The organism is Paenibacillus sp. FSL W7-1279 (assembly GCF_037969845.1).
Lineage (GTDB): Bacteria > Bacillota > Bacilli > Paenibacillales > Paenibacillaceae > Paenibacillus_AQ.
This window is the reverse complement of sequence record NZ_CP150215.1, coordinates 3,086,924-3,099,436: the sequence shown is the minus strand read 5'-3', so window position 1 is coordinate 3,099,436 and position 12,513 is coordinate 3,086,924. Positions and strand designations below refer to the sequence as shown.

13 protein-coding genes are annotated in these 12,513 nt (G+C 46.7%); 4 read left to right on the top strand and 9 right to left on the bottom strand.

Features of this window, described 5'->3' with window-relative positions:
- Positions 1-17: 17 nt before the first annotated feature.
- Positions 18-1,190 carry a GNAT family N-acetyltransferase gene (locus MKY82_RS13860; RefSeq protein ID WP_339296320.1) on the bottom strand — a complete coding sequence of 391 codons (1,173 nt, stop codon included), beginning with the start codon at positions 1,188-1,190 and terminating at the stop codon, positions 18-20.
- Positions 1,191-1,505: 315 nt separating this feature from the next.
- Between MKY82_RS13860 and MKY82_RS13855 the strand changes: the two genes are divergently transcribed.
- Positions 1,506-2,045 carry an NADPH-dependent FMN reductase gene (locus tag MKY82_RS13855; protein WP_194542294.1) on the top strand — a complete coding sequence of 180 codons (540 nt, stop codon included), beginning with the start codon at positions 1,506-1,508 and terminating at the stop codon, positions 2,043-2,045.
- A 156-nt stretch (positions 2,046-2,201) separates the two neighbouring features.
- Here MKY82_RS13855 and MKY82_RS13850 read toward each other — a convergent pair whose 3' ends face one another.
- Entirely contained in the window at positions 2,202-2,891 is a 690-nt protein-coding gene (locus MKY82_RS13850) for a winged helix-turn-helix domain-containing protein (protein ID WP_194544755.1), read from the bottom strand.
- A gap of 97 nt (positions 2,892-2,988) precedes the next feature.
- Here MKY82_RS13850 and MKY82_RS13845 point away from each other — a divergent pair, with 97 nt between their 5' ends.
- Positions 2,989-3,609 (top strand): flavin reductase family protein, encoded by a 621-nt coding sequence (locus tag MKY82_RS13845; protein WP_339296319.1) that lies wholly within the window; start codon positions 2,989-2,991, stop codon positions 3,607-3,609.
- A gap of 69 nt (positions 3,610-3,678) precedes the next feature.
- Here MKY82_RS13845 and MKY82_RS13840 read toward each other — a convergent pair whose 3' ends face one another.
- From MKY82_RS13840 to MKY82_RS13830, 3 genes are all read right to left on the bottom strand, one after another.
- Complete coding sequence (locus MKY82_RS13840; protein WP_194542293.1) at positions 3,679-4,878, bottom strand: DUF4179 domain-containing protein; 1,200 nt, start codon at positions 4,876-4,878, stop codon at positions 3,679-3,681.
- Positions 4,844-5,437 (bottom strand): RNA polymerase sigma factor, encoded by a 594-nt coding sequence (locus MKY82_RS13835; protein WP_194542292.1) that lies wholly within the window; start codon positions 5,435-5,437, stop codon positions 4,844-4,846. Before MKY82_RS13835 ends, MKY82_RS13840 begins: the two co-directional genes overlap by 35 nt.
- A 161-nt stretch (positions 5,438-5,598) precedes the next feature.
- Positions 5,599-6,468 (bottom strand): LysR family transcriptional regulator, encoded by an 870-nt coding sequence (locus MKY82_RS13830; RefSeq protein ID WP_194542291.1) that lies wholly within the window; start codon positions 6,466-6,468, stop codon positions 5,599-5,601.
- A 126-nt stretch (positions 6,469-6,594) separates the two neighbouring features.
- On the opposite strand from MKY82_RS13830, the gene MKY82_RS13825 reads away from it, so the two are divergent.
- Both MKY82_RS13825 and MKY82_RS13820 read left to right on the top strand, forming a co-directional pair.
- On the top strand, positions 6,595-7,509 hold the full coding sequence (locus MKY82_RS13825) for a DMT family transporter (protein ID WP_339223540.1): 915 nt from the start codon (positions 6,595-6,597) through the stop codon (positions 7,507-7,509).
- 275 nt (positions 7,510-7,784) lie between these two features.
- Positions 7,785-8,615: a TerC family protein gene (locus tag MKY82_RS13820; RefSeq protein ID WP_194542289.1), complete on the top strand. Its 831-nt coding sequence runs from the start codon at positions 7,785-7,787 to the stop codon at positions 8,613-8,615.
- Between the two features lie 117 nt (positions 8,616-8,732).
- Here MKY82_RS13820 and MKY82_RS13815 read toward each other — a convergent pair whose 3' ends face one another.
- From MKY82_RS13815 to MKY82_RS13800, 4 genes are all read right to left on the bottom strand, one after another.
- A complete protein-coding gene (locus MKY82_RS13815) occupies positions 8,733-10,469 on the bottom strand; it encodes an ABC transporter ATP-binding protein (protein WP_339296318.1) in 1,737 nt (578 codons plus the stop codon).
- Positions 10,470-10,706: 237 nt separating this feature from the next.
- On the bottom strand, positions 10,707-11,618 hold the full coding sequence (locus MKY82_RS13810) for an NAD(P)/FAD-dependent oxidoreductase (protein WP_194542287.1): 912 nt from the start codon (positions 11,616-11,618) through the stop codon (positions 10,707-10,709).
- 336 nt (positions 11,619-11,954) lie between these two features.
- On the bottom strand, positions 11,955-12,164 hold the full coding sequence (locus MKY82_RS13805) for a phosphotransferase (RefSeq protein ID WP_339296317.1): 210 nt from the start codon (positions 12,162-12,164) through the stop codon (positions 11,955-11,957).
- Positions 12,134-12,466: a phosphotransferase gene (locus MKY82_RS13800; RefSeq protein ID WP_339296316.1), complete on the bottom strand. Its 333-nt coding sequence runs from the start codon at positions 12,464-12,466 to the stop codon at positions 12,134-12,136. The genes MKY82_RS13805 and MKY82_RS13800 overlap by 31 nt, the downstream gene beginning before the upstream one ends.
- Positions 12,467-12,513 lie beyond the last annotated feature (47 nt).

Below are 12,513 nucleotides of genomic sequence, written 5' to 3'. Positions count from 1 at the left end.
CTAGTCTTCTCCCTTTCTCAAAAGAAATCCATGAGATAGGTTTGACCGGCGGGGATCATCGTTTCCAGTTGTTTTACAGCCTTTGGATTCCCAGATAGCCGGTGAATGGCATGCAGCGCCTGTGGTCTTTTATATCCCGTAAACAGAGCAGACAACGTCTGAATATCGGTGGTCAGATCAGCCTGCTCCCCTTGATCGGTCGGAAGCTCCGACAGCTCCCCTTTCCCCTCTTGATTAACGGACAACCTCCATCTGCCCGCATTCCAAGGCGCAGCGGAATCTTCCACCTCTAAGGTCATTACAGCTTCCTGATGAGCCTCAAAAGCGTACTGCTCCACAAAGGATTTCAAATCTACGATTCGGGCCATGAAGTAAGGGACCACTTCCTGGGTAACGCGTGGATCCGGCAGCATGAATGGCAGCTGATCATCCCCAGGTACCATTGTCATTGTAACCTGCTCAATCCTGGAATCATGGTTTCCAAAAAAGGTCCAGAGTGCGCTTCGTGCTTCTTCGTTCAGGTACACAAATTCGTCGCACACAAGATCTTTGTCTTTGAGTTCATATAACGCGTAGCCCGTCGGTTTTCCCTCCGCTGAATAATAAACAACGCTGTGATTGTCGCCTTGCAGCACGGATCTTGTCCACCATGCTTCATCACGCACAAGAGTCCCGTTATAGCGGCTGGCATAGGCTTGATACATGCCGTCCAGTGTTGGAATATCGGTTACGCCTCTTACAATGCGGCCAGGCACTTCCACCTTACGCGGGAATTTAGATACCGGAATGGTGTACTTTTTGTATTCCGCGTAAAGTTCCCAGCCAAATTTACGATAGAACGGGATCGAAAACGGATGCAGGAAGGAGAGGGTCTGGCCTTTGCTCTTCATCTCTTGCAATGCATGCTTGAGCAAGGTTGATACATGTCCCTGTCTGCGGTTCTCGGGCCATGTTGCCACACCGGCAATACCGCCCATTTCGAATTTGTTTCCATGCACATAAACTTGCAGCGGGATGATGGTCAGTTTCGCTTGCAGCTCTTCTCCATCAAATATCCCCCAGAAGCGTTCAGGTTTAAAATGTTTTTGATTGGATTCTCGCTGCTCCAGTGTTAGCGTATATTGAAAGGCATATTCGGATAATTTGGTGCTGATCTCAAACTCGTCGGATTTTAATTGTCTAAGTTCCATACTTGCTTCACCTCTCCAATCTGTATATGTACTTTTGTTGCTGAATTACCGCTTATCCCGCTTCAGAAATATTGTTTCAGGACATATGATCAGTATAACATTACTGCTGTCTATGCGGTACAAAACACCGTCCGTTGTCAGGAACATATCCAGGCGCATTGGGACCGTAATGGGACAAAAAATGTTGGAATGATTTTCACAAACTTTTTGTAAGCTACTTGACAAAGTTAACCCCCTGAGATTATGATTAGCTCATGCAAAATAACAAATACATCACGGTAAAAATAAATTTCAAATAATCAGGAGGTAACAACAATGTCCAAATTGAATATCGGTATCATTCTAGGCAGCACACGTCAAGGCCGTTTAAGCCCGCAAGTAGGTGAATGGGTTAAACGTATCGCTGATGAACGCGGAGATGCAAACTACGAAATCGTTGATATCGCTGATTACAAGCTGCCGCTTTTGGGCGAAGCTGATGCTACAGAGCAAGCTACCGCTTGGAACAACAAGCTGAACAGTCTTGACGGCTTTGTATTCATCGTACAAGAATACAACCACAGTATTTCTGGGGCTTTGAAAAATGCACTCGATTTTGCTCGTGAGCCATGGAACAACAAAGCTGCAGGTATCGTGAGTTACGGTTCGGTTGGCGGCGCTCGTGCTGCCGAACATCTGCGTGGAATTCTGGGCGAATTGTCCGTAGCGGATGTTCGTGTACACCCAGCGCTTTCGTTATTCACTGATTTCGAGAATGGCTCTGTATTCAAACCGGCTGATCTGCATCTCGTCAACCTGAATGGCATGCTTGACCAAGTGCTTGCATGGAGCGGAGCTTTAAAAACACTGCGCTAATCTCTAATTCAAGGACTGCCTTTCTTCATCTTCCGATGAGGCGAGGGCAGTCCTTTTTATTTTTCTGCATTCATTTTTCTGCATCCATATTTCTGCATCCATAAGTATATCTGCATCGTCTACCTTCACCATCAGTCCTATACCGTAGCCCCGTTCCTACTCCACGTCAATATGGAATATTTCCTGCAATCCCTTCTTGCCTTCGGGCGTGATTTTTATGGCTCTTGTGCTTGGAACGCGTTGTATCCAATGTAACTCGAGCAACCTTTCTAGCAGGGCATGTCCCAATGCCCCGGCCAGGTGATGGCGTCTTTCACTCCAATCCAGGCATCGATGTGTGAAAGAGCGGCGTTTGCGCTTAACACGGCCCAGATCGACCTGAAATGCCTTGAAAAAGTCCTCTCCTTTTTCTGTAACCGTATAATGATCTTCCACTTCGGATAGGACCCCTGCGCTGAGCAGTGAATTCGTCAATTGGATTCCCAATTTCCCCGCAAGATGATCGTAGCAAGTCCTTGCCTGACGTAAGGCTTCATTCTCCGCAGCTTGGTTTAATGATCTTATTTCGACAGGAGGCGTTATCGATAGAAGTGTCTCCATGATCTGGGCAACCTCCTGATTCTGTATCCCATAATAACGATGTCTTCCCTGTTGCTCAACGGTGACCAGATTCGCCGCTACCATTTTCGATAAATGGAAACTGGCCGTTTGCGGTTTGATGTTTGCCATGTACGCCAGCTCGCTTGCCGGATGATATCGCCCATCCAATAAAACGGTTAGAATAGCCGCTCTAGAAGCATCGCTAACGAGTGAGGCTACTTGTGCTATGTTCGAATTCGCATTCATCTCGATCCCTCCTGATGTAATCCATATTTCGATGAGCATCGAACCTTTTCTATTTTACAATGATTTGGGATAGAACAGTTAATGGGAGGAACATTTTATGAAGGAAACGAAAGGCATGATCAACTCGAACATCATTAAACCGAAAATTCTGTACTATGGAACCCCGGTAATTTTACTCAATACGCTAAATGAAGACGATACCGTAAATATAAGTCCCATATCCTCTTCATGGGCGCTCGGAGATTACATTGTTTTAGGAATCGGACTTGGCGGTAAAGCGATGGAGAATTTGGAAAGGCATCCGGAATGTGTCATCAACCTTCCAGACCCTTCCTTATGGGAAAATGTTGAACAATTAGCCCCTCATACAGGAAAATATCCGGTTCCTGATGGTAAGGCAAAGAACGGTTTTACATATGAAAAAGATAAATACGCGATTAGCGGTTTAACTCCAGCGGATTCTGTCGCGGTAAAGCCTACTCGCATCATGGAGTGCCCCATTCAAATTGAGGCCGCAGTAAAAAACATTCGGATGCCTAACTATTCTTCCATGTTTGCCATTGTCGAAACACAGGCGATCCATGTACACGCCCATCGAAACATCATGTGGAATGAGCATCACATTGATCCTGCCAAATGGAGCCCGATCATATATAATTTCCGGCATTATTATGGCCTTGGCACCCCGTTAGGCAAAACATTTCGAGCCGAAACATAAGCCAGAATGATGAAGAATGAGAGAGAGGCCCGCAGCTTATGCGGGCCTCTCTTATACTTACGCTCGTTGTTACGGTTGAACCGGAATGGTCATTTCCAGTTCCGTCAGATATGTTTTATCTCCGATGCTGTCCTTTCCTTGACCAACTACGCTCCAATCCTTGTTGTTTACGGTCAGAGTAAACGGTTTAATCGTGATGGATTTCGGAGTTCCGTTTACAGGACTGTACAATTCGTCGATATGATATTCAGTCTTGGGCTTGCTGTTAAAGTAACCAAACATCCGAGGATTCAGCACATTCCCTTGATCATCCACAAGTTCGTAATACACCATGCTGGCGCTGTAATCGCCTGTTTGCTCTGCAGAAGCAGGCACCTCGCCTTTACTATCCAGAACCAGGCGGGTCGATACCGGTGAAATATCCAATTGCTTCACGGTATAACTGAATTGTCCATCCGATTTTGTAGCCTGGTCCGGCTTCACGACAACCGATTTATTAGTGACATTCACAGGGACCTTGAACTCGAAGGTTTCATTCACTTGGGTTACGTTGGCCTGAATGGTCAGCTCGAATTGATCAGGCAGATTCAGATCCTTGGAAAGCTCAACGATGTAGGCATTGTCCTGTTGCGGGTAATCTCCAAATGTCCCTTCGCCCATCACTACTTCTTGTCCGTCCACCAGAATTCGCGGCGTTTCAATATAGCCTTTTTCCTGATCCTTCTTAGCTACTGTCCTCGACTTAATATACTCGCTATCTGGATTACCGATGAATTTAGCATCTTCGCTTATATACGGAGAAGCTGTACTCGGTAAATCCACTCCCTCGCGTTCGAGTATAAAGGACAGCCGAGTTCCATCGTATAGAAGGTTAGCTATCTTCAAAGTCACGCCATCGTGAGTCACGCTCAAGTTCGGTTCGGATAGAATCCCTTGCTTTATAGCGGTATGAACTGCTTCTTCGCTGGTTCCTTTGAATAGCACGCCGATCACTGGGATTTGCTTCAGGTTTGCCGCCATGACCGGCGATACAAATCCTGACCCGATTACGCTTCCTCCCAGCACAGCAGCTGCGGATGCAACGAGTATTGTTCTTTTTAAAACATTCGGTTGCCGTTTGGATGATGTTCTTGTCCTTGTCATTTCACGTTCTCCAATCCTGTTCATAATTTGATAGCTCAAGCTATTCTTCTGTAAGGATGATTCTCGAATCATTTCTTCAAGTACATTCATTTCAGCGAATTCCGTTTGTTTCGGCGATTGTCCCACGTGCTACCTCTCCTTTTTTGCTTATTCGGTCCATCAGTTTACGTCGTAACCGTTCATACTTCTTTCGTATCGTTGCCGATTTGAGTCCCATGATGTCGCTGATTTCCTCAAAGGTATACTGTTCAACCGCCTTCAACAGCAAAATGTGTCGTTCTTCTGCTGTCAGGTAGGTTAACAGCTCGTACACAACCGGCTCGTGCTGAGATATCTGCATATCCGGCTGCTGTTCCTTGCAATGCTCGATCAGGTTAAGAAAACGGCTCTGCTTCTTTTTGATATTGATCAAATGATGATAGGCCATTTTATACAACCAGGCGGAGAAAGACACTTGTCTCTTGTACTGATGAAGATGCTCATAGGCACGAATAAAAATTTCTTGTACCGCATCTTCAGTCTCCGTATGATTTTTCAGAATATAGTAGCAGTACGTGTACATCTGCCGCTCAAACTGGAGGATGATCGCTTGGTATGCGTGTTTATCTCCTGATTTGACTTGTTCTACAACCGCTTCAATGGCTTCTCTTCTTCCTTCCGCTTCCCCGGGGATGGTTGGCTGCAAGTGAGCTCACCTCCTTCTTTGTTTACCTATATAACAATCCCAACAAGTGACTTTGTGACACCACACCCATTATTTGATGTAGTGAAGTTCATGAACGAAGCTCCTGCCGTGTGATAGAGTCTGGATGCGGGTATGAGTCTCATTTAGCGCCCTTATAGCAGCTACAGCTTGGGGTAACTCTTAACATAATCCAAGAATCGCTTCGTAGCGGGAGATATCTCCCGCATGGAATTTACGGCAATGCCGAGCGATCTAAAGCTCTTCTCCTTCAATTCGATCAGCCGTATATTCCGTTGCTGCCCTCGCAGCACAAGTTCTGGAAGAATGCTGATGCCGAGACCCTTCTCCACCATGGCCATAATGGCATAATCATCACCAAGTGTATATTTGATATCCGGCTTGATCCGGGCTTTCTCCAGCATCCGGTTCACATCATAATCGGAACCTTTGCTTGGCATAATAAACGGTTCATTCTCAATCTGGGACAATGTAATAGAGTCCTCAGAACTAAGCGGATGTTCCATGGGCAGCAATACAAGCATCGGGTCTTGATGCAGGGGAATCGCATCGAATGTATCCGACGTTGGAAGTGACAGGAACCCGCAATCGATCTTGCCCTCAGCGATCCAATCCTCGATTTCCCGATAATCTCCTTCGACCAAACGAATCTCGATATGGGGATAATCCCGCTGAAAGTCCTGAATAATCCCCGGCAGCCAGTGAACACCGACACTGGTGAAGGTACCGATGTGAATGGTTCCCAGCTCGATTCCATGAATGGAAGCCACCTGCTGTTCCAAATGTTCGTTCCATTTCAATATTTCCCGTATCGTCTTCAGAATCTCTTCGCCATTGGTTGTCAGCTTCGCTCCTGAACGGTTCCGAATCAGCAACGAGAAACCAAACTCATCTTCCAGGCTGCTGATCATATGGCTGACACCGGACTGCGTAAAACCCATCACTTCAGCGGCTTGGGTCAAACTTCCGAGCTCGACGACCTTCAATAGAACTTTGAATTTATTTATGCTCAAGGGAATTCCTCCTGCTCATTTATACATGAATTTTACTCATGTTTATCATTAGAAACATTCGTTTTACTTGTCTATTGTACGTGAGTATACTGATTCTGTTCAATCACTTGAAGGAGGAAATAGAACTTGAAACCGCTGAAGGCCGATCTTATGATTTTATTCATCACCATTTGTTGGGGCTCGTCCTATCTTTTTATGAAAATGGGACTGGATTCGCTAGGGGAGTTTAATTTGATAGCCCTACGCTTTGGATTGGCCTTTATACTTGCAGGCTTGATTTTTCTCCCCCGCTTGCGCCAGGTTAACGTAAAGACGATTCGATATGCCATGCTCCTAGGCTTTATATTATTTATCATGTTCACCGCGCTTACCTTCGGTCTCAAGACCACGACAACATCCAATGCCGGATTTCTGGTCAGTCTAACGGTGGTGTTTGTCCCCTTATTACATACGTTTCTATTTAAGAAAAAAATAGAGAACAAAGCGGTTGTCAGTATTGTGCTGGCCTTAACGGGCATTTCACTGTTAACTATCCAGCTTCCTTTTACATTTAAGATCGGTGATCTGTTCTGCATCGCGGCCGCATTATGTTATGCGCTTCATATCAATATGGTAAGCACTGCCGCGCAGAAGGTCGATACGCTAAGCCTTGGCATCCTGCAACTTGGATTCACCGGATTGTACGCGTTCATCTCGTCTCTGCTCTTTGAAGCTCCGGTATGGCCAAGCACGACCCACTCGTGGATGGCCGTCCTTGTTCTTAGCGTGGTGTGCACCGCGGTCGGGTTCATCTTTCAGACAATTGCCCAACAATATACGACGGCTACCCGGACGGGACTTGTATTTTCTCTGGAGCCTGTATTCGCGGCGCTGGTCGGATTCTGGTTTGCTCACGAGGTCCTGAATTCCAATCAATATTTGGGTGCTGCCCTAGTATTTCTTAGCGTTGTTATATCGAGCGTTAATGTAAATGTGAGGAGACGCTCTACAATCAAGAATAGCCCCGTTCCAATGGAGACGTATTCTGCTGAATTCAAGTAAAAAAAAGCTTGACTAATCCCCCAAAAATATATATCTTTATATCACGGCTTAACTGATAACGATATCAGTTATGCAGGAACGTGATTAAAGGGGAGTAGCTGACACAACAAAGTCGTCATTCCGGGAAATTTCCCCGGCTTTGTTGGCAACGATACGTTGTTTGCGAGACCTTTACCACACACTCTGTGGTGAAGGTCTCTTTTTGATTATGAGGGGCCTTCACCTGCCGGTGGAGGTCCTTTTCTTTTGTGCCTTCAATTAAACAACTAGGAGGAATGGGTATGGAGCTTTTATTGGAGTATGGGTGGGTACTGTTGGTGCTCATCGCACTGGAAGGGTTGCTCGCAGCAGATAATGCGCTGGTCCTTGCCATTATGGTAAAGCATTTACCTGAGGAGCAGCGTAAAAAAGCTTTATTTTACGGATTGCTCGGAGCGTTTGTATTCCGCATCGGATCGCTGTTCTTAATCTCGTTTCTGGTTGACGTATGGCAGGTGCAAGCCATTGGCGCACTCTATCTTCTCTACATTTCGATCAATCACACATTGAAACATGTGATCAAGGGCAAGAAACCGACGGAAGACGCCAAGCCTCTACCGGACAAACCCAAGAAGCAATCCGGCTTCTGGATGACCGTCTTCAAAGTCGAAGTTGCAGACATCGCGTTTGCGGTAGACTCGATACTTGCAGCCGTAGCACTGGCTGTGGCGCTGCCTCCAAGCGGTCTGGCGAACATCGGCGGCCTGGATGGTGGTCAATTCATCGTCATCTTCCTGGGAGGATTCATTGGTCTGATCATCATGCGTTTTGCGGCATCCTACTTCGTGAAGCTGCTGCAGCAGCGCCCTGGGCTTGAAGTGGCGGCATTCCTCATTGTCGGTTGGGTAGGGGTCAAACTTGCCGTCATTACCCTTGCGCATCCCGATGTTGCCCTCATCGACCATCACTTCCCTGAGAGCTCGATTTGGAAGGCATCCTTCTATATTGTTCTTGTGCTGATTGCCGTTATCGGATGGTTTAGTTCTTCGAAGGGGAAAGTCCAAGACGAGGACAATGCAATCAAGGAAGTGGAAGACCAGCAGCCTGGAAAAACGCTTCAAGGTTAAATTCCGATTTTCGATTGGAACAGGACAACGTAACAAACGCAATCAATAGATTGATCCAACAATAGGAAAAGGCGATTTGCTGACGGTGCATAAACCGTTCGCAAATCGCCTTTCCTCTTATATGGTTAATTGCATATTGTATAAATTCGCATACGCGCCTTGACGGGCAATTAAATCATCATGCGTGCCCTGTTCCTCAATTCCATCCTCGGATAACACGACGATTCGCTGCGCATTCCGTACCGTAGTCAGGCGATGCGCGATGACAAGCGTTGTGCGATTATTGCTCAACCGCTCCAGCGATTCCTGGACGGCTCTCTCGCTTTCATTATCCAGGGAGCTGGTCGCTTCATCAAATATAAGGATCGGCGGATCCTTCAGGAACACACGTGCAATGCTGAGCCGCTGCTTCTGTCCTCCGGACAGCTTGACGCCGCGCTGCCCGATATCCGTATCGTAACCTTCCGGCAGTGCCATGATGAAATCATGGGCATTCGCTCTTTTCGCAGCTTCGATGATTTCCTCCTCGCTGGCCTCCATTTTGCCATACCGGATGTTATCGAAGACGGTTCCCGCAAACAAATATACATCCTGCTGAACAATCCCAATATGTCTTCTTAACGAGTGCTGCGTGATATCCCGGATATCGCGTCCATCCAGCATGATGCGTCCTTCACTTACTTCATAGAAACGCGGAATCAACGAGCACAACGTCGTCTTGCCAACGCCGGAGGGACCTACCAATGCCACATACTCGCCAGGCTTGATGTCCAGCGATACCTGTTTCAGCACATATCCGTAGTTATCTTTATATCTGAAGCTGACGTTCTGAAATGTGATATTCCCCTGAACCTGCGTGATCACCGCAGCATCAACGGAATCCTCAATATCCGGCTCTACCTCCAGAATCTCCATGAACCGGTCGAATCCCGTGATACCCTCCTGGTACAGTCTGGCGAAATTAACGAGTCTCTGGATCGGTTCGATCAGAATGCCAATACACAAGAAAAAAGTCAGCAAATCCGCCAGTTCCAGCGAGGCATCCACGATGGCGGCTCCGCCAAACACAATGACCGTTATGGTAATGAGCTGGGTAAACCCAACCAACCCTTCGTGAAAGTAGGTTTCACTCTTATACCCTTCCCTTCTGCTGTCAACGAATCGCCCGTTAGCGTAGGCGAACTTTTTCCTCTCTACGTGTTCGTTCGTAAACGACTTCACCACGCGGATACCCGATAGAGAATCCTCCACCTGCGCGTTGATATCCCCGATTCGGTCCTTGCTAACACGCAGCGCCACATTCATCTTCTTATTAAAATAAAAAGCAAACACGGCCATGACCGGCAGAAAGAGAAACACGATCAGGGTCAGCTTCACGTCAATATACATTAAGATAATGAATGCACCCAGGAACTTCAGAACGGAAATGACAATATCTTCGGGTCCATGGTGATACAACTCGGTTAACGACAGAATGTCATTGGTAGTGCGTGTCATGAGCTGCCCTGTTTTGTTCTCATCGTAGAAACCAAACGACAGCTTCTGAAGATGGTCAAACAGCTCCCGTCTCATGTCACTCTCCATATAAGCCCCCATCATATGTCCTTTATAGGAGATGAACATGTCGCAGAAGGTGTGGATGAGGACCATGGCCAGCATGATTGCACCAACCGCATAGATTTGGTTCAGTGGATTCGGGGAATTCCCTTCCAACACGTTGATGGTGATATACCGTATACACAGAGGAAGCATTAGCGTAATAACCGAGACAACAAAAGCGCATGCCAAGTCTGCAAATAATAATCCCAGATACGGTTTATAATAGGACAAAAATTTCTTGGTTCGTGAATTCAAATCAATCTCCTCCATAATGTCGGAGGGTTAGATGTTCTTATCCCTCCAAACTTGATTCATGGTGTAGTCCATCGTTTTTCTCATCCCAAACACCCTTTCTTTTACTTGATGATTCCATCATACCCAAAACGTCACGACCGCGGAGTGTAAGAATCATTTATACTCAAAAAATCCCCTAAGGGCATAAAAAAGCAAGCTTGGTTCATAACCAAGCTTGCTTTTTCGCATATTCATGCTTTACCGATTCCAACGTTCGTTAAGCAGCTCACCATTGATGGCAGCCGCTGACATGGCTCCCATCGAAGCGGCGGCTATGGCCTGATACATTTCCGTGGCTGCATCACCGGCACTGTAGACGCCAGGCACGCTCGTTTTACCGAAGGCGTCAATGACCACGCTTCCGGCTTCATTGATATCACATCCGATGGCGGCCGGCAATACTGAGCCGGAGACCAGTTTAGGCGCGAAAAAGATGCCCGTGCAAGGAATGATCTCTCCATCCTCCAGCACGACTTCCCGGACCATACCCTCGTTCGATTCAATGCGATGAATCGGGGAGCTGAATACGGGGATTTCATGCTCCTTCAACTCTTGGCGCTGTTCATCCGTCAGTTCATCCGGTCCGTTCGTACAAATCGTATAACGATCACTCCAACCTGCAATGACTTTGGCAAAGTGCACGGCCCCCGCCCCCTTGGCAATGACAACAAGCGGCTGATCCCGCAGTTCCCATCCATCGCAATATGGACAGACGAAAGCACTCTTGCCATATACGTCCGCCAAACCGTTAATATCCAAGGGGCTATCTTTCTTGCCAACGGCAAAAAGCAGCTTTTTACTGCGGTAGATCGTCCCTTCTCCCGTTGTGATCCGAAAATCACCGTCCACGCCTGCAACGGCGGCAGCCGTACCCTCTACGAAACGGACAGAAGGATACGCGCTAATCTGTTCCCTTGCAATACGGCGAAATTCCGATGGGCTGACACCGTCTCGGGTAAGAAAACCATGAGTCTCACGGGTAACCTTATTTCGCGGCTTCCCTTCGTCAATCAACACCACATCTTTTCTCGCTCTTCCCAATACCAGCGCAGCATTCAAGCCTGCCGGACCTCCGCCAACAATAAGGACATCGTGCAATTGCTCCGTCATCTATACCATCACCCTTCTGGATCTTTAATGTCCATAATAATAAAATAAGAAATCCTGACCTCTGGAAAATTCACCATGCTCAAGGAAGATTGCCACGGACAAATATTATTATAGATTTGTGATATCTATTATAGACAAACAAAGTCCATATTGCAACTCGATTTGTTATTTTGATATACGAATCAAATAAAGCTCAGCCATTCGTAACCTGAACGGTTTCTGCAACCAAACGCTGAAGATCACGCATTCGAGTGGGCGTAGCTAAGTTGGAATGAGTTAACATATCGCACAAGGCAACAAGATCTTCAAGCTTGGATAGGATTCTCCAATGATCATTCAGAACCGCTCCTTCCTCACGATATGCTCGAACGAAGCTCTTTTCAAATACAGATCCGTCGGGTTCGTATCGTTAAGCATATTGGCTATATCTACGTATCTGTTCCATGAAAAAGCCTCCTCCCAATCAAGCACTGCGGAAACCGCACATCCTTCTGGACCATGCTGCATTAATATATTTAAGCCATTATAGTCCGAGTGAACAAGCACGGGCGTCTCTTCAATCTCTGACAATAAATGACTGTATGTTTGACTGAAGGACCGGTTTGACGAACCCTTTGAATGATAGCCAGTTCTTTTTCCGCAATCTCCAGGCCTTTCCTGAACAAACGCAGCACGTAAGGTTCTGCACTGCCTTCCAGACGAATTTTGTAGTTGGTATTGCTAAGTCCGGTACCGATCCGTTCAGCGGCTACTACTTTTTTACGGGGAAATACGGGTGTAATCATGTCATGAATTTGTGTGATGTCTAGTTGCATCGGCGGCACTGTGCGTTCCCATCCCTCTTTCATCTCGATGCCCTCCTATTATTAATTTTTTTGAGTTGACCATGCAGTAA

Excerpts from the sequence above, each read along its gene's own strand:
- MKY82_RS13845 (WP_339296319.1), top strand. The coding sequence starts at position 2,989 with ATGAAGGAAACGAAAGGCATGATCAACTCGAACATCATTAAACCGAAA.
- MKY82_RS13860 (WP_339296320.1), bottom strand. The coding sequence starts at position 1,190 with ATGGAACTTAGACAATTAAAATCCGACGAGTTTGAGATCAGCACCAAA.
- MKY82_RS13850 (WP_194544755.1), bottom strand. The coding sequence starts at position 2,891 with ATGAATGCGAATTCGAACATAGCACAAGTAGCCTCACTCGTTAGCGAT.
- MKY82_RS13810 (WP_194542287.1), bottom strand. The coding sequence starts at position 11,618 with ATGACGGAGCAATTGCACGATGTCCTTATTGTTGGCGGAGGTCCGGCA.
- MKY82_RS13820 (WP_194542289.1), top strand. The coding sequence starts at position 7,785 with ATGGGTATGGAGCTTTTATTGGAGTATGGGTGGGTACTGTTGGTGCTC.
- MKY82_RS13855 (WP_194542294.1), top strand. The coding sequence starts at position 1,506 with ATGTCCAAATTGAATATCGGTATCATTCTAGGCAGCACACGTCAAGGC.
- MKY82_RS13800 (WP_339296316.1), bottom strand. The coding sequence starts at position 12,466 with ATGAAAGAGGGATGGGAACGCACAGTGCCGCCGATGCAACTAGACATC.